The 22,934-nt window shown below is 31.9% G+C and carries 17 protein-coding genes and 1 tRNA gene; 9 read left to right on the top strand and 9 right to left on the bottom strand.

Annotation, left to right across the window (positions count from 1 at the left end; translation table 11 throughout):
- Positions 1-5 precede the first annotated feature (5 nt).
- The 6 genes from ACVC08_RS04105 to ACVC08_RS04080 form a co-directional block, all read right to left on the bottom strand.
- Positions 6-647 carry a response regulator transcription factor gene (locus ACVC08_RS04105; protein WP_452599939.1) on the bottom strand — a complete coding sequence of 214 codons (642 nt, stop codon included), beginning with the start codon at positions 645-647 and terminating at the stop codon, positions 6-8.
- A complete protein-coding gene (locus ACVC08_RS04100) occupies positions 648-1,424 on the bottom strand; it encodes a sensor histidine kinase (protein ID WP_452601093.1) in 777 nt (258 codons plus the stop codon).
- Positions 1,400-2,080 (bottom strand): hypothetical protein, encoded by a 681-nt coding sequence (locus ACVC08_RS04095; RefSeq protein ID WP_452601092.1) that lies wholly within the window; start codon positions 2,078-2,080, stop codon positions 1,400-1,402. Before ACVC08_RS04095 ends, ACVC08_RS04100 begins: the two co-directional genes overlap by 25 nt.
- A complete protein-coding gene (locus ACVC08_RS04090) occupies positions 2,061-2,726 on the bottom strand; it encodes a hypothetical protein (RefSeq protein WP_452601091.1) in 666 nt (221 codons plus the stop codon). Before ACVC08_RS04090 ends, ACVC08_RS04095 begins: the two co-directional genes overlap by 20 nt.
- A gap of 209 nt (positions 2,727-2,935) precedes the next feature.
- On the bottom strand, positions 2,936-4,255 hold the full coding sequence (locus ACVC08_RS04085; RefSeq protein ID WP_452599935.1) for a sugar MFS transporter: 1,320 nt from the start codon (positions 4,253-4,255) through the stop codon (positions 2,936-2,938).
- Between the two features lie 88 nt (positions 4,256-4,343).
- Positions 4,344-7,280 carry a GH92 family glycosyl hydrolase gene (locus tag ACVC08_RS04080; protein ID WP_452601090.1) on the bottom strand — a complete coding sequence of 979 codons (2,937 nt, stop codon included), beginning with the start codon at positions 7,278-7,280 and terminating at the stop codon, positions 4,344-4,346.
- A gap of 145 nt (positions 7,281-7,425) precedes the next feature.
- Here ACVC08_RS04080 and ACVC08_RS04075 point away from each other — a divergent pair, with 145 nt between their 5' ends.
- The 6 genes from ACVC08_RS04075 to ACVC08_RS04050 all read left to right on the top strand — a co-directional run bounded on the left by ACVC08_RS04075 (position 7,426) and on the right by ACVC08_RS04050 (position 15,697).
- Positions 7,426-9,633 carry a beta-N-acetylhexosaminidase gene (locus ACVC08_RS04075; RefSeq protein WP_452601089.1) on the top strand — a complete coding sequence of 736 codons (2,208 nt, stop codon included), beginning with the start codon at positions 7,426-7,428 and terminating at the stop codon, positions 9,631-9,633.
- 5 nt (positions 9,634-9,638) lie between these two features.
- Positions 9,639-10,364 carry a copper homeostasis protein CutC gene (locus ACVC08_RS04070; RefSeq protein WP_452601088.1) on the top strand — a complete coding sequence of 242 codons (726 nt, stop codon included), beginning with the start codon at positions 9,639-9,641 and terminating at the stop codon, positions 10,362-10,364.
- Positions 10,361-11,569 carry a peptide-N-glycosidase F-related protein gene (locus tag ACVC08_RS04065; RefSeq protein WP_452601087.1) on the top strand — a complete coding sequence of 403 codons (1,209 nt, stop codon included), beginning with the start codon at positions 10,361-10,363 and terminating at the stop codon, positions 11,567-11,569. Before ACVC08_RS04070 ends, ACVC08_RS04065 begins: the two co-directional genes overlap by 4 nt.
- On the top strand, positions 11,517-14,054 hold the full coding sequence (locus tag ACVC08_RS04060; RefSeq protein WP_452601086.1) for a beta-mannosidase: 2,538 nt from the start codon (positions 11,517-11,519) through the stop codon (positions 14,052-14,054). Before ACVC08_RS04065 ends, ACVC08_RS04060 begins: the two co-directional genes overlap by 53 nt.
- Positions 14,055-14,081: 27 nt before the next feature.
- Positions 14,082-15,323 (top strand): metallophosphoesterase, encoded by a 1,242-nt coding sequence (locus tag ACVC08_RS04055; RefSeq protein ID WP_452601085.1) that lies wholly within the window; start codon positions 14,082-14,084, stop codon positions 15,321-15,323.
- 77 nt (positions 15,324-15,400) lie between these two features.
- On the top strand, positions 15,401-15,697 hold the full coding sequence (locus ACVC08_RS04050) for a thioredoxin family protein (protein ID WP_452598460.1): 297 nt from the start codon (positions 15,401-15,403) through the stop codon (positions 15,695-15,697).
- Here ACVC08_RS04050 and ACVC08_RS04045 read toward each other — a convergent pair.
- Positions 15,694-16,350: a polysaccharide deacetylase family protein gene (locus tag ACVC08_RS04045; RefSeq protein WP_452601084.1), complete on the bottom strand. Its 657-nt coding sequence runs from the start codon at positions 16,348-16,350 to the stop codon at positions 15,694-15,696. The genes ACVC08_RS04050 and ACVC08_RS04045 overlap by 4 nt on opposite strands.
- 3 nt (positions 16,351-16,353) lie before the next feature.
- On the bottom strand, positions 16,354-19,839 hold the full coding sequence (locus ACVC08_RS04040; protein ID WP_452601083.1) for a DUF2723 domain-containing protein: 3,486 nt from the start codon (positions 19,837-19,839) through the stop codon (positions 16,354-16,356).
- A 152-nt stretch (positions 19,840-19,991) separates the two neighbouring features.
- On the opposite strand from ACVC08_RS04040, the gene ACVC08_RS04035 reads away from it, so the two are divergent.
- Positions 19,992-20,064 (top strand) — tRNA-Gln (locus ACVC08_RS04035).
- A gap of 52 nt (positions 20,065-20,116) precedes the next feature.
- Here the strand turns inward: ACVC08_RS04035 and ACVC08_RS04030 are convergent.
- Entirely contained in the window at positions 20,117-20,941 is an 825-nt protein-coding gene (locus tag ACVC08_RS04030) for a universal stress protein (RefSeq protein ID WP_452598457.1), read from the bottom strand.
- Between the two features lie 253 nt (positions 20,942-21,194).
- Between ACVC08_RS04030 and rimP the strand changes: the two genes are divergently transcribed.
- Together rimP and nusA are read left to right on the top strand one after the other, a co-directional pair.
- The gene (rimP, locus tag ACVC08_RS04025) at positions 21,195-21,656 is read left to right on the top strand and encodes a ribosome assembly cofactor RimP (protein WP_452598456.1); all 462 of its coding nucleotides are present in this window, start codon (positions 21,195-21,197) and stop codon (positions 21,654-21,656) included.
- 12 nt (positions 21,657-21,668) lie between these two features.
- Complete coding sequence (gene nusA / locus ACVC08_RS04020; RefSeq protein WP_452598455.1) at positions 21,669-22,901, top strand: transcription termination factor NusA; 1,233 nt, start codon at positions 21,669-21,671, stop codon at positions 22,899-22,901.
- The last annotated feature ends 33 nt before the right edge of the window (positions 22,902-22,934 follow it).

Genomic DNA, 22,934 nt, shown 5'->3' with positions numbered 1-22,934 from the left:
TAAACTTATTCTGCATAACCATTTTTTAGTGCAAATACTGCTAAGCCAACTCTGGTTTTAAGTTCTAGTTTTTCGAAAAGACTATCTCTATAATTTTCTACTGTTCTTGGACTGCAAAACATTTTTTCGGCTATTTGTTTATAGGTCATTTCGGTTACGGTGTATTTTAAAAACTCTACTTCTCTGTCTGATAATGAAATTTTTGATGAAGCATTAATAGAGTCATCGCCAATGCTTGTAAATATTTTGCTTGCTGCCCATTCTGGAAAATAATGTCCATTTTCCACAAGTGTGTTTAATCCTTTTTCTAATTCTGTTGGGTGTACATTTTTTAGCATGTAGCCTTTGGCGCTGTGTTTTATCATTTTAATTAAACTTTGCTCATCGTCTTGCATGCTTAAAGCCATGATAAGTACATTTGGATGGGTTTCTTTTAACCATTTTGCAGTTTCAAAACCATCCATAACTGGCATGCTAATATCTAATAAAACAATATCTGGTATGGGTTTGCTTTTAAGTTGTTTTTGAAAATCTAACCCGTTTTCGCAAACATACAGCACTTCAAATTGATTAAAATTAGAAATAATACTGCTTAAAGCATTGGCAATTAATATATGGTCGTCGATAATTACAATGGTACGTTTCATTTAAAGAGGGATATCTATTGTTAGTGTTGTGCCTTGGGTTTCTTTACTTTCTAGTTTAAATGTTCCACCTATTAAAGCGGTTCTTTTTTTCATGTTTTTAAGTCCTATACCTGTTGGTTTTATGGTGTTTGTGTTAAAACCTTTGCCATCATCTTTAAGTTTTAAAGTTACAGTGTTGTTTTGCTTAATTAAAGCGACATTAATATGCTTGCAATTAGCATGTTTAATGCTGTTTTGTAAAAATTCCTGTGTAATTCTAAATAAGATACTTTTAATTTGATAAGACTCAATTTTAATATTTTCTGTATTTGTAAAATGAACGGTACAACGTTTTAAGGCATTAATTTTATTACACTCATTAGCTAGTAGTGTGTTTAATGTATGCGTTTCTATAGCATTATCGGTTAAAGACTTAGAGAGCTGCCTTAACTCACTTAACGATTCGTTAATAATTGTGCTTATATTTTCAATACTCTCATTAACCTGAGGTGCTTTATTCTCGAAGGCTAATTGTTGGGTGTAGAGACTAGCTAGGGTTAGTTTTTGTCCAATATTATCGTGTATTTCTTGCCCAATATATTGCATGGTTTGGGTTTGGATTTCTACTTGCGTTTCTAACAGTTCGCGTTTATGAGTTTCGTTTTTAGTTTTAATTTCTTCAACATGAGCTTTCTTTTTTATGCGGTATTCTCGTATAAAAATGATGATTCCTGCTATAAAAGCTAGGAAAATGATATTAAATAATATTATAGTTATTGTGATTGATGTTTCCCCCATATAAACGAAGCTATAAATAATAAATACATAATACAATTAGAAACTAAAAAATACAGGTAGTAAGAATTCCAAAGAGATATGTTTGGTTCTTTTAATAATTCATCATAAAATGCTAAAAAAGGATATGTACCTACATAAAATAAAATCATGCCTAAATTAATGTAAAACATTTTGTTTTTTTTGAATTCTAAAATATCTTCATTTTTAATTTGTTTTAAGAATTCTAAAACGACTAGAAAAATTATAATTATACTTCCAGTAGTTAAATTTATAGTAGATATAGTTTTTATTTTTTGCTCATATAGTTCTAAGGGAACAAATGTGAATATATAGACAATACAACAAGCGTAATACAGCTTTTTCTTATTAAGAGACTTTGAGGCGTATAACCAGTAGAAGAATAAATATTGGATAGGTATTCCGAAGAATGCATAATAATCTTGTTTTCTAAAACTAAATATATCATTAGGAGCAAATTTCCAAAAAACTTCTTGTAAGAATACTAATATTAGATATAAAGAAAACCATTTCCAATAATTTTGCTTTAATTTAGGTAGATAATATAAAGCAACTAGGGCAGAAATAAACTCTAACCCTAGTCTTATTTTATCTATGTTAGGATAATATTCAAACATATTAAAATCCTCCAGAGCCATCAGCAGGAGGTATTAAACTACCATGATTTTGAGAACCAGTAGAGCCTCCAGAATTGTTTCCTTTCTTTGTTATTCCAAAAGAAGGAACTGTAGTTGTAGATGGTGTACCAGGATAATCAAAAGGCATACCGTTAGTATAAGTATTAGTATCTAAAGGGTTAAAATTTACATGTTTACCATCTTTACGTTTTATAGTTGGTATAATAACAAGTGTATGGCGTTCTCCATACTGCTTGCCGTATGGGTCTGTAGCTAAATCATTTAAGTCACTGTAGTTACTCCAAGTTTTAAATTCTGGGTAACGCGAATAATGAATACGTAACCCTAAATCTGGATTGGCTACGACATTACTGTTTTGTTTCGTTTGGTACTCTACATGGTATATAAATGCCTTAAGGGTTTCTAAATCGAACCAAATAGAATGTGCATCGTCTAAGTTACTAGCGTTGTCAATATATCGTTTTTGGTAATCTTTATAACCACTTATCATATTACGAACTAAATCGACTTCTAGTTGATTCATGTTAACATTAGAGTAGTCCATACATATTTTTGTGTTAGACACAGTTGATGATTTAGGTGGATATTTATAGATGTAGAGTGCAAATAAAATTAAAACAATAATTAATAGAATAGTAGATAGCATGATATTATTTTTAGTTAGGGTTAAGTAATAAATGTAATAAGTTATTTGTGATTTTTATGTTGAGCAAAGTAACAATTATGTTTTTATATTTTTATAAGTAGTGAAACCTAAAGTTGTAGGGTTAATTAACCTAAATTCTAAACTACAAATAAAAAAAACCTACAAAAACTAATTTATAGGTTTTTTTATTTAAGTTGAACGTAATAAACTTATAGTGTTACTGTTTTCTTATTATTTCTTATACCATAGAACATAATGTATCCATAACAAATGGTTACAAATATAAAGGCTATTTTAAATCCTGAAGCATCTATTAATGCTCCACATATTAAAGGTATTATTGCTCCTCCTACAATAGCTGTACATAGTAAACCAGAGCCTTTTGGTTTTAACGAACCAATACCATCTAAAGCTAATGTGAAAATAGTAGGGAACATGATAGAATTGAACAGACCAACTGCAAGAATACTCCACATAGAAATTAGCCCTGTAGTACTAATAGAAATAAAGATTAGTGAGATTGCTAGTAAAGCAAAAATACCTAAAACTTTTCCTGGGCTTATAATTCGGGTTAAATATGAACCTACAAAACGACCAATCATGGCACCAGACCAATAGAATATTACAAATATTCCAAGTAATGCTTTGGGGTCTGCACCTTCTAAAGATTTATTAAATAATTTTGAGACTGTATTTGCTATGCTCATCATAACATTATTGTCTGCAATTAAAGCAGGCATATTCATGTCTTGGAAATAGTTAATTAAAAAGCTACCTATGGAAACTTCTGCACCTACATAGAAGAAAATACCTATTACGCCTAGCATTAAATTTGTGTTTTTAAAAGCTTCACCATAAGTGCCAACACGCTCTTCGCTAATTAATTTAGGTAATTTGGCAAAGAAGAAGAAACCAGCGATAAGTGCTATAAAAATGGCAAGGCCTATAAATGGTGTTTGTACAGCAGAGGCTTCGGCTGTATAATAAGTGTCTCTTGCGGTTTCTGTTAATGTTTCTATTTCTTCTGTTGTTTTTACTTTATCGCTTAAAATAAACAAAGCACCAATAGCAGGTGCAATAGCTGTACCTAAAGAGTTAAATGCTTGAGCGAGATTTAAACGACTCGATGCTCCAGCTTCACTTCCTAAGGCAGCAACAAAAGGGTTTGCTGCAACTTGTAATAAGGTAATTCCTCCAGCTAATATAAAATAAGCGACCAAAAAGACACCAAATATGCGATAAGATGCTGCAGGATAAAATAGTAAACAACCAAAAGCCATGGTTAATAATCCAACAATAATTCCTTTTTTATAACCAATTTTAGAAATGATATAGCTAGAAGGAATGGATAATACAAAATAGGCACCAAAAAATGCAAATTGTACTAATATGGCTTGAAAGTAAGTTAACGTGAATAATTCTCTAAGCCTTGGAACTAGAGAGTCTACTAATACTGTTATAAACCCCCATAGAAAAAAAAGTAGTGTTAATAGTATAAATGAACTTTTGTAAGATTTCTGTTGTGTCATTATTTAGTTAGTTTAATTTTAAGACCACAAAATAGTTAAATATTGTGCAGAAGTTGGTTTAAAAATCATCAGATAGGTTCCTTTATCGTTATTTTATAGTAATTTCATCTACAAATAACCAACTTCTACCATCATGTTTATAACCTAAGTGCCATTCTGGTAATACTCCTAGTTTTTTAGCAATGACTTTTACATAGCGATAATTTGCTTCTGTTTGCTTAAAAGTAACATTTTTAATAGTAACATGTTCTGAAGCAATGGTAGCATCAATGTGTTGGGCTTTTGCTAAAGGTTTAAAGTTTTTGCCATCGTTAGAAACCAAGCACTCTACTGCTGTTGGGTAGAAAATCCATGAGCGTTGGTCTTGTAAAAAGCCTATTGTAACTGTGTTTATTTCTTTTTTACTTCCTAAATCTACTGTAGCTATAACATCTGCATCAAAATAGCCTTGCCAAGTTCCTGTTCTAAAATCTTGAGCTCCTAATATACCATCTATTAAAGCATCTTTTCCACCACCATTATATTGGTTTGCATATTCTGAGTCTAGTTTTAAAGTAATATTAGGATCAATTTTAAAGAATTTGGTTGTTATTGTTGGACTTTTCTGCCCATTTAGTTCAGCATAAACTTTTAAGGTTAAGGCTTCAGAAATGGTAAAAGGAGCATCGTATTTTTTATATTCTGAATCATTTTCAGAATAATAAATAACAGCCGCTTTGGTGTTGCTTTGCAATTCAATTGTAGTAGACGCCTTAAAAGCTGTTTTTCCTTTTGCAATAAAAGGGGAAGATACAATTAAATGTTCTGTAATTTCTGTTTTAGGTTCTTGCCCTTCTGTAGTTCCCCATTGAGAAGGTTTTGCAGACATTACAAACTCTAACATGCCTCCATTAATAATATCATTATGAGTAATATATGTATGATTAAGTTTTTCACCATTTAATAACACATGGTCTATATATTTATTAGTATTGCTAATATTGGTTGCATTAATGGTAAATTGTTTGCCGTTTTCTAAGTTAATAGTCGCCTTTTTAAATAGAGGATTACCTATAATGTATTGGTTAGATGCTGGAGTAACAGGGTAAAATCCTAAAGAACTAAAAATATACCAAGCACTCATTTGCCCGCAGTCTTCATTTCCAGAAATACCATCAGGAGTATTTGTGTATAATTCAGTTAAAATTTGATGAATTTTCTCTTGAGTTTTATAAGGCTTGTTTACAAAATTATAAAGATATGCCATATGATGACTTGGCTCGTTACCATGAGCATATTGTCCTATTAAACCGGTAATATCAACTTGATGGCGACCAGAAGTTTTATCCTCTGCAATGAATAGCTTATCTAGGTTAGCTTCTAGTTTATCCTTACCGCCTAATAAGTTTATAAAACCTGAAATATCTTGTGGAACATAATAACTGTATTGCCAAGAATTAGCTTCTGTGTAATTAAAGTTTACTTCGTAAGGATCGAAAGGAGCAAACCAAGTGTTTCTAAAACGTCCTCTCATAAACTGAGTTTCAGGATCGAAAATATTCTTGTAATACTGAGCGCGCTCTGTGTAAGTTTTATAAACATCTGGCTTATTCATAGCTTTAGCCATTTGCGCAATTGTCCAATCATCGTAGGCGTATTCTAAAGTTTTAGACACCGATTCGCTTTCTTGCTCAACAGGAATAAATCCGTAGTTTTTATAAGATGCTAAGCCTAATTTATCTCTTGTAGCGCTATGTATCATAGCATTCATAGCACGTTCTGCATCATAACCTTTTATACCTTTTAAATAGGCATCTGCAATAACAGGTACGGCATGGTAACCTATCATGCAACCAGTGTAATTTCCTGATAAATCCCAAATAGGCATAATACCACCTTCGTCGTGTTTAGCTAAAAAAGTATTAATAAAATCATTGGTTTTTTCTTGCTCTATAATAGTATAGAGTGGGTGGGCTGCACGGTAAGTATCCCAAAGTGAAAATACAGTATAGTAATCGAAGTTTTTAGTTTCGTGAATTTTTAAATCCATGCCACGATAACGACCATCTACATCTTGGTATAAATTAGGAGCAATTGCTGTATGATACATAGCAGTATAAAAATTAGTTTTATAGTCTTTATTATCACTTTCTACAACAATTTTTTCTAATTGTTTCTCCCAAATTTGTTGAGCATCTGTTTTAATTTGTTCAAAAGTTTTTCCTCCTAACTCTTGTTCCATATTTTTTTTCGCACCAGCTTTATCTACTGCAGAAATTCCTATTTTAATATAAACAGGATCGTTATTAGGATTAATAAAATTTAAAGCTATTTTTTGAGCGCCTGGCATTCCTTCTTTTGGAGGTGATTGTAAAATATCATTAAATGGATGCGATGTTTTTATTGTAAAAAATAAACGTTGGTCTTTTGCCCATGCTTCAGAAAAACGATATCCGGTAATTTCAGTATCAGAAATTTTTTCAATTTTAGCATCCAATACTTTGTCGCGGTGAATTAAATCTAAAATAGCATATTGGTTATCTGCAGAAGGGAACTTATATTTATGTATACCACTTCGTTTAGAAACTGTTAATTCTACATCTATATTAGTGGTGTCTAAATGTACTTTATAGTAACCTGGCTCTGCAACTTCATTTTCATGAGAGAAATGTGCTTTATAACCTTTTTCTCCATTAGCTCCATTATTAAATTGTACGGTATTAGTAGGCATTAATAAAATATCCCCGTAATCGCTAACACCAGTTCCGCTTAAATGCGTATGCGAAAATCCATAAATATAATTGTCACTATAGTGGTATCCAGAACAACCATCCCATCCATCTAACCTTGTATCTGGACTTAATTGCATCATGCCGTAGGGTAATGTGGCGCCTGGATAGGTGTGACCATGGCCACCAGTACCTATAAAAGGATTAACATAGGAGGTTAATAAGGTGTCCTTTTTTGCGGGTTTAATATCGACTGCTTTTTTACAAGCAGATATTGTAAGGATAATAATAAAAACGAGGGTAAATTTAAGCTTCATTAAAAATAGATTAGTACATTTATAGTCGTCTAAATATAAGAAAATGTATAGCAATAGATTATTAAATCGTTCAACTTTTATATCCCTTTTTTTTACTTCTATATCCCTTTTATTTTTTTTTAGTTGTAATAATAGTTCGTCTTTAGTGCCAATTGCTCCAAATATAATTCCTGTACCATTAAAACAAGAAATTTATAAAGGGCAATTTATTTTAAACTCTAATACAGCTATTAAATATGATGAGGCTTTTAAGGTTTCTGCTCAGTTTTTAAAATCATACATAGCTAATTCTAGTGCAATAAAATTAAAAGAAGGCTCTGGAACGACTACCATTGTGTTTGTAAAAGACGATTCGTTATTAAATGAAGAAGGGTATACCTTACAAGTTTTACCAGAAACAATTACTATTAAAGCGGCTACAGACAAAGGGGCGTTTTATGGGGTGCAAAGTTTAAGGCAATTATTACCAGTAACTTTCGAAAAAGAAAATAATGAAGCGCAAGTAGCTATACAGAGTTTAAGTATAGAAGACGAACCAGAATTTGTTTACAGAGGTATGCATCTAGATGTTGGAAGACATTTTTACTCTATAGATTTTATTAAACAATATATTGATGCCTTAGCATTGTTAAAAATGAATACATTTCATTGGCATTTAACAGAGGATCAAGGCTGGCGTATAGAAATTAAAAAATATCCAAAACTTAATGAAATTGCTGCTTATAGAAAAGAGACTTTAATAGGGCATTATAGCGATCAACCACATCAATTTGATGGAAAAAAATATGGAGGTTATTATACTCAAGAACAAATAAAAGATATTGTAGAATATGCTAATAATCGTAAAATAACGATAATTCCAGAAATTGAAATGCCTGGGCATTCTCAAGCAGCAGTTTCTGCTTACCCAGAATTGGGATGTACAGGAGAGCAAGTGGACGTAGCAACCAAATGGGGTGTGTTTGAAGATATTTATTGTACAAAAGAAAATACGTTTACTTTTTTAGAGGATGTTTTAGATGAGGTTTTGGCTTTGTTTCCAAGTAAATATATTCATATAGGTGGAGACGAAGCACCAAAAACCAGATGGAAATCTTGTAACGATTGCCAACGTAGAATAAAAGAAGAAGGCTTGAAAGACGAACATGAGCTTCAAAGTTATTTTATATCTAGAATGGAAAGATATTTAAATAGCAAAGGAAGACAAATCATTGGGTGGGATGAAATCTTAGAAGGCGGGTTAGCACCAAATGCAACTGTAATGTCATGGAGAGGAACCAAAGGTGCTGTAGAAGCTGCCAAAGCCAAACATACAGTTATAAATACACCAACCTCTCATTGTTATTTTGATTACTACCAATCTACAAATGAAGATGAGCCTGTTGCAATAGGAGGATTCTTACCTTTAGAAAAGGTGTATAATTTTAATCCAATACCTAAAGAACTAACAGAAGAAGAGCATAAATATGTACTAGGTGCGCAGGGTAATGTTTGGACAGAATATATGCCAACTGAAGATAAGGTAGAATATATGGTGTTTCCTCGTATATTAGCAATGAGTGAAGTGGTATGGTCTAACTCTAAACGCAAAGACTATAATAACTTTGTATCTAGAGTAGAAAATTTTAATAAACGATTGGATGTTTTAGGTGTTAATTATGCAAATCACCTATATGAAATTAAAGGAGAATTAGATACTGATAATAACGTATTACAATATAAATTACAAGCATTAACCGAGGGGAAAACAATGCGTTACACAGTAGATGGTAGCAATCCTACATTAACATCTACAATTTACAAAAAGCCTATTGCAGTTAACGGAGACATGTTGTTAAAAGCAGCCGTATTTAATTCAGAAAAACAATTAGGTAGCATATTCGAGCAAACACTAAATTACCATAAAGCAGTTAATAAAAACATAACATTAAATGTTGAGCCTAATAAAACATACAGAGGAAGCGGGAGTAAAGGACTAATTAATGGAATTAATGGTAGCAACAATAGATTTGGAGATAAGGAATGGTTAGGCTTTTGGGGAGACGACCTTGAGGTAACTATAGATTTGGGAGAACCAACTAATATTAATTCTATTGAAACCCGTTTTTATAATGCTAAAGGGCAATGGGTATATGCACCTAAACAAGTGGGGATTGCATTTAATGATTTAGATTTTGAGTATTATAATGTAGATGAAGAAGGGTTAATTGTAGATTTTAAAGCAAACAATTTTAATGTAAAAGATATTCGTATAATAAAATTAAAGGTGCCTAATTATGGAGTAATAGCAGATGGCTTGCAAGGAGCAGGACATAAGGCATGGACGTTTATAGACGAAATTATTGTAAAATAGAATAAATGATTATAGAAATTTGTGCTAGTAATTACCAGTCAGCAATTAACGCTCAAGAAGCAGGAGCACAACGTATAGAATTGTGTAGCGAACTTGCCATTGGTGGGATAACACCAAGCTATGGTTTAGTAAAAACAGCAGTAGATGTGTTATCAATTCCCGTATATGTATTAATACGACCTAGAAGCGGTAATTTTACTTATACAAATTCAGAATTTGAAATAATGAGGCATAATATTCAGCTTTGTAAAGATTTAGGCTGTTCTGGGATTGTTTCAGGTGTTTTAAATAAAGACAATACTATAAATGTAGAGCAAACTAAAGAATTAATAGAACTATCAAAACCATTACCATTTACATTTCATCGTGCCTTCGATTGGACATCAAACCCTTCAGAAGCTATTAAAGAATTAATTAAACTAGGAGTAGAAAGAGTGCTAACCTCTGGGCAAGAAACAACAGCAGAACAAGGTATAAAGTTGCTTACTAAACTAAAACAGTTAGCAAATGATAAAATTATTGTTTTACCAGGAGGAGGTATAAATTCAGAAAATATTAGAAGTTTTAAAGCTCTAGGATTTACCGAGGTACACGCCTCAGCAACGACTTTATCTCAAATAAATAAAGTCCCTAAAATACCTATGAATAGTTCGAAGTTTTTTGATGAAACAATTAATGTTGTATCAGACAAATCAAAAATAAAAGCCCTAGTAAATAATAGTAACGAATGAGATTAAAATATTACAGTATAATATTGCTTCTTGCAGTAGCTTGTGTTAAGCCCAAAACACCAGCATCAATAGGTGATATCACAGAATCCATTTTTAATGATGCTAATTTATATTTTGATATAAACTTAAAAAAGCAAGCTTTAAAACCAGATAGTAATGGTATTTTAAGATTAGACGCTGGCCGTATATTACTTAAAAAGGTAAAATTACCTAACTACCAGTTACAACCCAATGTAACGGTTAATGTTACATTAACATCTAATGGAGATCCATGGGATAAATCAGGGTCTTTATTTGTAATACCATCCACAGCAGACTTAAACATGTTATCCTTTAGTAATGAAGCGTTTTTAAAAGAACAGTTAAAAGATAGTTTTCCAGGGGTAGTAACTAAAACAATAAAAGATTCTACTTATATGCCTAATGTAGAGTTATTGCGTTTTATGACTCCTTTTGGAGTTGGATACTTTAGTAATAATGAACGTGCAAAAAAGAGGAAGCCTCCATATATACCTCATTGGGAAAATGAAGTAAACTGGTCTCAAAATGTTACTCATTTATTACCATTTTTAGAAGGTGAAGTATACATAGGAGTATATATAGACACATGGACAAAACAAGGTTATAATATTTCGGTAAGTATAGATTATAAAGAAAGTAATATACCCAACCATATTAAAAAAGAACAAACAGTTCTACCTATAGTGAATACTGTTAAATATAATGGGGGACAAGTAAATTACGATGGCTTTTCAAAAGAAAGCATTACAGTTAAAATACCAGCAGATGATGCTTATAAAAATGCAAAGCTATACTATATAGCAACAGGACATGGAGGCCATGCAAAAGGAGATGAGTTTGTTAAAAAAGAAAATATAATCTCTTTAGACGATAATGTTATAAAACAGTTCACGCCTTGGCGAGATGATTGCGCTAGTTTTAGACGCTTTAATCCTACATCAGGAACATGGGTTGCAAAAGACTTTATGGAAGGTGAAACTTCTAACGATCATATAGCTTCGTCAGATCTTTCTAGATCTAACTGGTGTCCTGGAAGTGATGTTGTGCCAGAAGTAATAGCTTTAAAGCATTTGGGGAATAACCCCCATACATTAAAATTTTCTATACCAGAAGCCCAAGAAGCAAAAGAAAATGAACATAATTACTGGATGGTTTCCGCATATATTATTTACGATAATGAATAGATTGATATTAATTTTTGTTGTCCTTATAATGGTAAGTTGTAAAACAGACGACTCACCTAAAACAAAAACATTAAGTAATAACTGGGTTTTTAAAAATGTAAAAGACACCATGTGGCAAGGTGCTCAAGTTCCAGGCGAAGTACATTCCGATTTATTTAGAAATGGAAAAATAGCAGACCCTTTTGTAGCAAATAATGAATTGGATTTACAATGGATCTCTGCCGAAGATTGGGAATACAAAACAAGTTTTACAGTAGATGAAGAAACCCTGTTAAAAAAACACTTAGAATTAGACTTTAAAGGATTAGATACTTACGCTACCGTATTTTTAAATGCTACAGAAATTTTAAAAACAAATAATGCCTTTAGAGAATTTATAGTAGATGTAAAGCCGTTATTAAAAACAACAAACGAATTACGAATTGTTTTTGAAAGTACTACAAAAGCAGAAACAAAAGAAAAAGAAAAACTATATTATAAATTACCTGTAGAAAATCGTGTTTTTACGAGGAAACCTCAATTTCACTATGGGTGGGACTGGGGACCTGTGTTAACCTCTAGTGGAGTGTCTAGACCAATTTATTTAAAATCGTGGGATGGCTTTAAAATAGAAGACCTTTATTATAATCAAAAAACACTAAATGATACTATAGCAGAAATAGAAGCAACGTTTGAAATAAAATCTAGTGTTGAAGACCCAGTTACAGTTGAGATTTATGTAAACGATGTTTTAAAAGTAGAAAAAGAGTTTGTAAAAGTAGAAGAGCGTTTCTCAATCCCATTTAAAATTAAAAACCCAAAAAAATGGTGGCCGCATAATATAGGAGACCCATATCTTTATGCATTAAAAGCCGTTGTTAAAGATGGGAATAGAGTGTTAGATAGGCAAACTCTAAAAAAAGGATTAAGAACAGTAGAGCTAATAACCGAAAAAGATAGCATTGGAGAAACGTTTTATTTTAAAGTAAACAACGTGCCGGTCTATGCCAAAGGCGCAAATTATATTCCACAACATAGTTTTCAAAATCAAATAAAAACAGAAGACTATAACAACCTTTTAAATGATGCAGTAGAAGCTAATATGAATATGCTTCGTGTATGGGGAGGTGGTATATACGAAGACAATATTTTTTACGAACTGTGCGATGAAAAAGGGATTATGGTATGGCAAGATTTTATGTTTGCATGTGCTATGTATCCTGGAGATAAAGCCTTTTTAGAAAACGTAAAACAAGAAGCGATAGATAATGTAAAGCGATTAAGAAACCATAGCTCCATAGCATTATGGTGTGGCAATAATGAAAATAATGAAGCTTGGCATCGATGGGGGTGGCAATCTGGAAGAGGAGAAGAAGAAAAAGCTGAAATATGGGGAAACTATCTTAAGCTATTCGATACACTCTTACCACAAGTTGTAAAGAACTACCATAAAGAAATAGACTATTGGGAGAGTTCTCCTAGATATGGTCGCGGAAACCCTTTATATAAAACAGAAGGAGACGCTCACGACTGGTGGATATGGCATGACGAGTATCCCTTTGAACATTTGCAAGAAGCAGTGCCACGTTTTATGAGCGAATTTGGTTTTCAAGCCTTTCCAAGTTACGAGGTTATTAAGTATATAAATGGAACAGAAAGCACATCAGTCTCTACAAAAGCATTTAATACACACCAAAAACACCCAAGAGGCTATGCTATTATAAAGAATTATATGGAAAGAGATTACCCCGTGCCAGATAATGACGAAGACTATGTATATATGAGTCAGTTAATGCAAGCAAATGGAATGGTTATAGGGTTTGAAGCGCAACGAAGAGCCAAACCATATAATATGGGAACGCTATATTGGCAATTAAATGATTGCTGGCCAGTAATTTCTTGGTCTAGTATAGATTTTTTAGGTAATTGGAAAGCCATGCATTATAAAACTAAAAAAGCTTTTAAAGATGTTTTAATATCCTCAAAAGTTGTAAATGATACTTTGAGTACTTATGTAATTAATGATGATTTTGCAGAATATAAAGGCGTGTTAAAAATTAAAATAATGGATTTTAATGGAAAGGTTTTGCATAACATTTCTAAACCTATCACCGTTACTTCTAATAGTAGTGAAATTAAACACGAATTAAATTTAACAGCTCTAGATTTAAACAAGAATGCCGTAGTGGTGGTTTCAACATTTAATAATGAAACAGCATTGTTTTATTTGGTAAAACATAAAGCCTTAGAACTTCAAAAAGGAGAAATAAAACAAGTTGTAACAAAAACAGAAACTGGGTTTGTTATAGAGTTGACTAGTAAAACCCTTCAAAAAGACGTGTTTTTATATAGTGATGAAAAAGGACATTTTTCTGATAATTTTTTCGATTTATTACCTAATGAAACTAAAAATATTCAATTTAAAACCAAAGCTCTAGAACTAAAAGACTTAAAGCTAAAAACCTTTAACAATTTACTAAGATTAGGAGCAACCATTAATCGTTAATTTTGCAAAACATTAAAAACGCAATTCATGTTAAGGTACCTTATACTATTACTTTTTTTTATAATCGTTGATGTTTATGCTTTCCAAGCATTTAAAACAGTATCTAAAACGCAATGGATGCTATGGGGGTATATATTAGTCTCTGTATTAATCTATGGTTATTTTGCTTATGTCTTTTTAAATTATGATAGAAGTGTAGGGCCTACAAGTGAATCTCTTAGAGCTATGGCTTTTTTCTTGCCTATGTTTGTGCCTAAATTATTGTTGTTACTTATAATGTTTGGAGAAGATATTATGCGGCTCTTTGTAGCAGGCTACAATTATTTTACAAACAGTAACCTGTTTAGTAAGCCAGAACACTTTATGCCTAACAGACGACTTTTTATTAGCAAATTAGCTTTGGGTATAGCAGCGATCCCTTTTGCCTCTATACTATACGGTATTTACAAAGGAAAATATAATTATAAAGTACTAAGGTATACTATTCATTTTAACGATTTGCCAGAAGCATTCGATGGCTTTAAATTAACTCAAATAAGCGATATACATTCCGGGAGTTTTGATGATAAGGAAAAGATTGAGTATGCTGTAGATTTGATTAATAAACAAGACACCGATATTATTTTGTTTACTGGAGACATTGTAAATACCAAAGCAAGCGAAATGGATCCGTGGATAGATACATTTAAACGTATTAAAAAACCAAAATTTGGAAAGTATTCTGTACTAGGAAATCATGATTATGGAGAATATGTTACTTGGCCAACTCAAGAAGCAAAAGATGCTAACTTTCAAGCTATAAAAGATATTCATAAAAAAATAGATTTTAAATTATTACTTAATGAGAGCGACTATATAGAAAAAGATGGAGATCGTTTAGCTATAGTTGGTGTAGAAAATTGGGGGAAAAGTTTTAAAAAGGCAGGAGATTTAAATCTTGCCTCTCAAGCGATAACTAGCGATGACTTTAAAATACTATTAAGTCATGACCCTTCGCATTGGGAGCATGAAGTAAAAACACATAAAGACCATTATCATTTAACGTTAAGCGGGCATACACATGGATTACAATTTGGAATTGAAATCCCTGGGATTTTTAAGTGGAGTCCAGTACAATATGTATATAAACAATGGGCTGGTTTATACGAAGAAGCAAACCAATTTATAAATGTAAATAGAGGCTTTGGTTTTCATGCCTACCCAGGTCGAGTAGGTATTTGGCCAGAAATAACTGTAATAGAACTAAAAAAAGGCTCTAAAACAGCTTAAAAATCAACAATATAAAACTATAAGTTGTTAAAAAATTGTAGATTTGAAGTAACAAGTTTAAACTAATACTTTAAATAATGTCAAAATTTGGAGAATTAATAGATGTAAATATTCCTGTTCTGTTAGATTTTTTTACAGATTGGAATGAGCAATCTACGGCAATGCATCCAGTACTACGAGATGTTGCTGCTGCAATGGGAGATAAAGCCAAAGTGATTAAAATTGATGTTGAGAAGAATAGAGAATTGTCTGAAGCATTACGAGTAAAAGGATTGCCAACACTTATTATATATAAAAATGGCGAAATGCAATGGAGGCATAGTGGCGAACAAGATGCTAATACATTAATAAGTATTTTACAACAATATACTTAGTAAGGAATTGCTTTAAAGATATAGCCTTTATTACTAAAATGCTCTAATACTTCTGGTAAAGCATATGTCATGTTCTTTGCGGCTTTAATGCTATCATGAAATACAATGATATTTCCATTAGTAGTGTGTTTAATAACATTTTTTAAACACTGTTCCTTAGGTAGTTTTTTATCCCAATCTATAGAAATAATACTCCACATTATTATTTTATAACCTCTTTTTATAAGCGCTTTTGCTTGACTATTTTTGATCTTCCCAAATGGTGGGCGAAAAAGATTAGATTTTGGCAGACGTTTGTTGTCTATTATAGAGGTATTGATAATTTCTTGAGCTTGCTCTACATTACTTATGTAGTTCTTTTTAGAGGTTCTCCAGCCTTTTAAGTGGTTATGGGTATGATTGCCTACATGGTGCCCTTGTTCAACTATAGCATTAAAAATATCTGAGTGCTTTTCTATATTATTCCCGATACAAAAAAAGGTAGCTTTTGCATTATATTGCTTAAGAGTATTAAGTGTCCAATTTGTAATTTCTGGGGTAGGGCCATCATCAAAAGTAAGATACAGTATTTTGTCTTTAGACGAAAAATCCCAAACATAGTTTGGGAAAATTCGTTTTATAAACTGTGGTATTTTTACTGGAAAAAAAATCAACTGCTAGTCTTCTACATTAATAATACTACTATCTCTAGATATTAAACTATCTATAGCTAAATCTAAGTCTTCTTTTAGAGGTTGCTGTTCTTCCTGTGGCATAATATCGTTAAATAACTGTTTGTAATTACGGAACGTTAAAAACTCTTTTTCACCAAACTCATCATCGTATTCTGCAAGCAGTATAATAAGCGCACGGTAACGTTCTATATCTGTGTAAATATCAACAATACTAGAACGTTGTTGTTCTCTATTTAATTCGCTGTAATACGTTAAGTTTTCTTGGTATTTAACAGCGACATTTTTAAATAGTTGTCTCGCTTTCTCTTTAGCTCCTACCTCGTAATAAGCGCCAATGTATGGTTCTAAAAGCGTGTAGTAACCAAATTTATCTACAGGCATATTAGTCATAGCGATATCTGCTATTTCTTCAGCCTTATCTAATTTGTCCTCTTTAATTAACTGCTCTATTAATCGCGCTAAATTACCTCTATAAGTAATAGAATTTCTTCTCGTTTCTGGATCATGGTAAATAGCATCACTACCACTATTTCCCCAATCCCAATGTTTTACTTTGTTATACATTAAATCTGTATCTACACGTCCCATATCAAATGGATTTGCACGGTCTACAGGAGTTGCAATAGGAACTAACTTATAAACCATACCATCTAACTGCAAATAGTCTTCCATCCAGATATAATCATCAGAACCAAAAGCACCGCCGGTAAAGTAAATAGGGCGTTTCCAGTGATTGTTAGCAACAATGTCTAGCATAAGTAAACGCTGTTTATAAATAGCACTCTCTTTAATTTTTATATCTATATAAGGTACAATTTTATCAGCGTCTTTTTGTTTTACAATTCCGTTCTCTAAAACATTAGCTTTATTAACCGGTATTCTAATGTTCTCAACAGGGAAATAATTAAGATTTCTATATTGAGATGGGTATTGATTTGGATCTTCCCCTTCTAATTCTAAGACACTCTTAAATTTGGTCTTAGGGTTATCGCTAGAGACAAAATTCATAAAATCTTTAATTAATAAAGTGTCTTTGCTGTAAATACGCTTATCTTTTCCAGATCTTGGATCGGTATAATATAAACGCTTCATAACATATTCTCTAGTACCAAGCTTATATTGATCGTGAGTTAATTGAGACGGTATAGGGTCGCTTTCGTAAGCTTTACGCTTCATTTGGTCTATGTACCAATCGGTTTGGAATAAACTCGTGTTTACAACACGAACATCTGTTCTATAACCTTCAATTTCTTGTGCGTACCATAGTGCGAATGTATCGTTGTCTCCAATAGAAAATAGTATTCCGTTCTTATCACAAGAATCTAAATACTTTTTAGCCATAGCTCTAGCGGTATATTTGCCAGACCTGTCATGGTCATCCCAGTTATTTGCAGCAAGAATAGTTGGTACTAATAAAATGCAAACTAAAGTAACTGCTGGTGCTAATAGAGGTGTTTTAACCTTATTCTGTAAAATATCGTAAAGCGCATATACTCCAAAACCTATCCAAATTGCAAACACATAAAAAGAACCTACAACAGAGTAATCACGTTCTCTAGGCTCAAAAGGACGTACATTAGTGTAAACCTGAATAGCTAGTCCTGTGAATAAGAAAAAGACTAGCAATACCCAAAAGGTTTTTTTATCTCTATTTAATAAAAAGAATAAACCAATTAACCCAAATATAAAAGGTAAGAAAAAGTACGTGTTTCTAGCTTTATTATTTTTTACATCGCTAGGTAAATTATCTTGAGACATGCCTAGGTGCCAAGAATCGAAAGCTTTAATACCACTTATCCAGTTTCCATGATTGTCTAGTTTACCTTGTATGTCGTCTTGACGACCAGTAAAATTCCACATAAAGTAACGCCAGTACATGTATCCTAATTGGTACTCAAATAAGTAAGCTATATTACTAGCAAGAGAAGGTTTTTCAATATCAAGATAACTTTGCCCATATTCTTTCAAGAAATTTGCATAATCTTCATAATCAACACTACCTTTTGCAACTTCATTTTTAAACTGGGAAACCATAGATTTTATTCTGTTTAGCCCTTCACTAGTATAAATTCCTAGTTCTTGTTCGTATTTCGCTACAAATTGTTGATACTCACTATCACTTAATTTGCCTTCATTAAGATTATAAATAAATTGTTCTATTAACCTTTTTGTAGTAGGATCTATTGTAAACTCTGGTTTTAAATTAAAATCTAAAAAGCCCGAAAACATTAAGTAGTTTTTAGCATTTTCACCACTCCACATTCTTGGTAAAATAGAAGCATGTTTAGAATTGTAATTCTGTTTAGCCTTTTTCCAATCATTGACTATAATATATTTTCCAGACTTTTCATCCTTTTCATATTTAGGTTTATCATCAACATAAGGCGTCTTTTCATCTAGCCCAGAATATTGATCTGTAAATAAAGGACCATAAAATAAGTGTGTTTCTGGATATTGTTCTAAGTTATAATATGCTAATAACTCTCTCGCACTAGATGGGTTATTTTCGTTAATAACAACATTTGCATTAGCACGAATAGGTAGCATTAACCAAGAAGAAAAACCTATAATTATAAATGTAACACATAGAATTCCTGTATTAACATGTTTATAACCTTTATCTCTAGTATATTTTAAGCCAAAATAGATGGCAGCAATTAAAATTAATCCAGCAATTATAGAACCTGAATTAAAAGGTAATCCAATGGTGTTAACAAAGAATATCTCTGAAACACTAAAAAACCTTAGAATATTTGGTGCGAGTAATTTAAATATAATTAATAAGATGGCAACAGAAACAACATTAGCAACTATAAAGTTTAAAACCGTTACTTTTTTATAGTTTTTAAAGAAGTAGATTAAACCAATGGCTGGAATGGTTAATAGCCCCATAAAGTGAACTCCAAAGGATAACCCAATAATAAAAGCAATTAAAATAAGCCAACGATTACCGCGAGGTGTATGCATATCTTGCTCCCAACGTAAAGCTAAATAGAATAAAATAGACATTATAAGTGTTGCCATAGCATACACTTCTGTTTCAACAGCATTAAACCAAAAAGAGTCAGTAAAAGTAAATGCTAAACTACCAACTAAAGCACTACCTAAAATAGCTTTAATTCTATCATTAGTTAATTTATGCTCTCCAATTACTTTTTGTAACAACAAAGAAATACTCCAAAACATAAATAAAATAGTGAAAGCACTAGATACAGCACTAACCATATTAAGCATTAATCCAACTTGCTCAGGATTAAAAGCCAAAGTCGAGAACATGGCACCTAACATTTGAAATAGTGGAGCTCCTGGCGGGTGACCAACTTGTAGTTTTGCAGAAGTTAATATGTATTCTCCTGCATCCCAGTAACTAACAGTAGGTTCTACAGTTAAGCTATAAGTTATTAATGCAATTAAAAAAGCGAACCAACCCAGTATGTTGTTCCATTTTTTAAAGTTAATTGAAGTCATTGATGTGTCTTATTTATTATGATGGCGAATTTAGTAATAATTATTAAACGGTAGCCATTTTTAAGTTAACGTTAAGGTTTTTGTGATTTTTTTTTAAATAAATGTTTGCAGATATTATTATTCGTTTTATATTTGCACCCGCAAACAGTTACTGGCCTATGGTGTAACTGGCAACACGTCGGTTTTTGGTACCGAAGAGTCTAGGTTCGAGCCCTAGTGGGCCAACAAAAAAGTCTTCCAATTTTGGAAGACTTTTTTATTTTACATTGTTTTTAAGTTATATCTTAAAAGTAATTACTGGTCGTTTGGCATGATTAACAATGTCTTCGCTTAAACTACCGTTAAAAAAGTGAGCAATACCTTGTCTACCGTGTGTGCTAATACCAATTAGGTCTGCATTAATAATATGAGAGAAGTTTAGAATTCCTTTCTCGGCAGTCTCATCATTATAAATATTAATCGTGTAGTTTTTAAAATCATTATCCTTAATAAACTCGTTTATTCTTACTTTGGCATCAGCTGTTGTGGTAAAGTTTGCAACAGTATTTACCATTAGTAAGTGAATTTTAGCATTAAAAGCTTCAGCTAATTTTATAGCCTGCTTATAGGTTTCTTTATTGTCATTTTTAAAATCTGAGGCAAAAACAAACTCTCTAATATTAAAATCAGTATGCTCATTTTTAATAACTAAAACAGGCGTTTCAGATGTACGTACAATTTTCTCAGCATTAGAGCCTATAAACATTTCTTTAAGCCCGCTAGAACCATGAGACCCCATAACTATTAAATCTACATTATGCGCTTTGCAAGTCTCTAAAATACCTGTAGAAATATCATGAAAATCTACCATTTCATGCACAGTAATGTCACTTAGGTAGTCTTTGTTCATTACAGATTCAAATTGTTTATGGGCTAATTTCATAAAATAAACAGCCTCAGGTAAGTCTGTAGGTGCACCTCCATCTGTAATATGATTCATTGGGAGATCTAGCATGTGGAGTAAGATTAACTCACAATTATGCTTTCTAGCAAGTTGTGCAGCAACCTTAATGGCGTTTTCGGCTTCATTTGAAAAATCTGTAGGAACTAGTAATTTTTTCATATATATGTGATTTAGTGTGGTTTTATAAATTTAATAAAAAAAAATGATTTTACGTAAAGACTTACACATTAGAGTTTTGCTTTTTGTAATGAAAAAATGATTTTATAAAGATTATTTTAAATAATAACTCACATTATTTTAAAATGCTAAACAGTTTAAGTTATGAAAATCAATAAAAATGTGTATATTTGCACCGTTGAAAGAAAATAAGAAAGGTGAGGGGACGTAAAGTCCCCTCTTTTTATACTTAAAAATGTTTATAACGACTGTTAAAGATTTACTGGAAGAAGCATTACAAGAAAGAGAAGATTTATTCTTAATAGACTTCTCTATATCTGGTGCAAACTTGATTAATATTATTATCGATGGAGATAATGGTGTTAAAGTAGAAGATTGTATGTTTATTAGTAGAGCTATAGAGCATAATTTAGATAGAGAAGAACAAGACTTTTCTCTGGAAGTTGCATCTGCAGGTGCTGCATCGCCTTTAAAATTGCCAAGACAATATAAAAAGAATATTGGACGCAAATTGGAGGTGAAAATGCAGACAGAAACAATAGAAGGAGAATTAACAAATGCTTCAGATGAAGCTATAGATGTAGAATGGAAAGCCCGAGAACCAAAACCAGTAGGTAAAGGTAAGGTGACCGTTCAAAAGAAAAGAAATATTGCTTACAACGATATTGTAGAAGCAAAAGTGATGATAAAATTTTAATTCAATAGAGTTATGGAAAATCTTGCATTAATTGAATCGTTTTCGGAATTTAAAGACGATAAATTAATCGACCGTGTGACATTAATGGCAATTCTAGAAGACGTGTTTAGAAATGCTTTAAAAAAGAAGTTTGGAGATGACGATAACTTCGATATAATTATAAACCCAGATAAAGGGGATTTAGAAATTTGGAGAAATAGAATAGTAGTAGCAGATGGAGAAGTAGAAGAACCAAATCAAGAAATATCATTATCTGAAGCGCGCAAGATAGAACCAGATTTTGAAGTAGGAGAAGATGTGTCTGAAGAAGTGAAACTAATAGATTTAGGACGTAGAGCTATCTTAGCATTACGCCAAAACTTAATTTCTAAAATACACGAACATGATAACACTAACATCTTTAAGCAATTTAAAGATTTAGAAGGAGATATTTATACTGCCGAAGTGCACCACATACGTCACAGAGCAGTAATTTTATTAGATGATGAAGGCAATGAAATTATTTTACCAAAAGATAAGCAAATACCTTCAGATTTCTTTAGAAAAGGAGATAATGTAAGAGGAATTATTGACAGTGTTGAGCTTAAAGGAAACAAGCCAGCTATTATTATGTCTCGTACATCACCTAAGTTCTTAGAAAAATTATTTGAATCGGAAATACCAGAAGTATTTGATGGTTTAATTACCATTAAAAACGTAGTAAGAATTCCAGGGGAAAAAGCAAAAGTAGCTGTAGATTCTTATGATGATAGAATTGATCCAGTTGGAGCATGCGTAGGTATGAAAGGATCTAGAATTCATGGAATTGTTCGTGAATTAGGAAACGAAAATATAGATGTAATTAATTACACAAATAATTTACAATTGTATATTACTAGAGCCTTAAGCCCAGCAAGAGTAACCTCTATTAAAATAGATGAAGAAAATAAACGAGCAGAAGCTATTTTAAAGCCAGAAGAAGTAAGTAAGGCTATTGGACGTGGCGGACACAATATTCGTTTAGCAGGGCAATTAACTGGATACGAGATAGATGTGTTTAGAGAAGGTGCAGAAGAAGATGTGGAGTTAACAGAATTCTCAGACGAAATAGAAGGCTGGGTTATTCAAGAATTTAGTAAAGCAGGAATGGATACTGCAAAGAGTGTCTTAGAACAAGACGTTGCAGATTTAGTAAAAAGAACAGACCTAGAAGAGGAAACAATTCTAGATGTTATTAGAATTCTTAAGGAAGAATTCGAAGATTAACATATATTTGGAGTAAAATTAAAGGTTAAAGGC

It is taken from the genome of Pontimicrobium sp. MEBiC06410, from assembly GCF_053601615.1.
This window is presented reverse-complemented; position numbering and strand designations above follow the sequence as displayed.

Bases quoted from the DNA above. Each gene is read 5' to 3' on its own strand.
- ACVC08_RS04090 (WP_452601091.1), bottom strand. From the start codon at position 2,726: ATGCTATCTACTATTCTATTAATTATTGTTTTAATTTTATTTGCACTC.
- nusA (WP_452598455.1), top strand. From the start codon at position 21,669: ATGGAAAATCTTGCATTAATTGAATCGTTTTCGGAATTTAAAGACGAT.
- ACVC08_RS04050 (WP_452598460.1), top strand. From the start codon at position 15,401: ATGTCAAAATTTGGAGAATTAATAGATGTAAATATTCCTGTTCTGTTA.
- ACVC08_RS04105 (WP_452599939.1), bottom strand. From the start codon at position 647: ATGAAACGTACCATTGTAATTATCGACGACCATATATTAATTGCCAAT.
- ACVC08_RS04100 (WP_452601093.1), bottom strand. From the start codon at position 1,424: ATGGGGGAAACATCAATCACAATAACTATAATATTATTTAATATCATT.
- ACVC08_RS04080 (WP_452601090.1), bottom strand. From the start codon at position 7,280: ATGAAGCTTAAATTTACCCTCGTTTTTATTATTATCCTTACAATATCT.
- rimP (WP_452598456.1), top strand. From the start codon at position 21,195: ATGTTTATAACGACTGTTAAAGATTTACTGGAAGAAGCATTACAAGAA.
- ACVC08_RS04070 (WP_452601088.1), top strand. From the start codon at position 9,639: ATGATTATAGAAATTTGTGCTAGTAATTACCAGTCAGCAATTAACGCT.
- ACVC08_RS04060 (WP_452601086.1), top strand. From the start codon at position 11,517: ATGAACATAATTACTGGATGGTTTCCGCATATATTATTTACGATAATG.
- ACVC08_RS04065 (WP_452601087.1), top strand. From the start codon at position 10,361: ATGAGATTAAAATATTACAGTATAATATTGCTTCTTGCAGTAGCTTGT.
- ACVC08_RS04040 (WP_452601083.1), bottom strand. From the start codon at position 19,839: ATGACTTCAATTAACTTTAAAAAATGGAACAACATACTGGGTTGGTTC.
- ACVC08_RS04095 (WP_452601092.1), bottom strand. From the start codon at position 2,080: ATGGCTCTGGAGGATTTTAATATGTTTGAATATTATCCTAACATAGAT.
- ACVC08_RS04055 (WP_452601085.1), top strand. From the start codon at position 14,082: ATGTTAAGGTACCTTATACTATTACTTTTTTTTATAATCGTTGATGTT.
- ACVC08_RS04030 (WP_452598457.1), bottom strand. From the start codon at position 20,941: ATGAAAAAATTACTAGTTCCTACAGATTTTTCAAATGAAGCCGAAAAC.
- ACVC08_RS04085 (WP_452599935.1), bottom strand. From the start codon at position 4,255: ATGACACAACAGAAATCTTACAAAAGTTCATTTATACTATTAACACTA.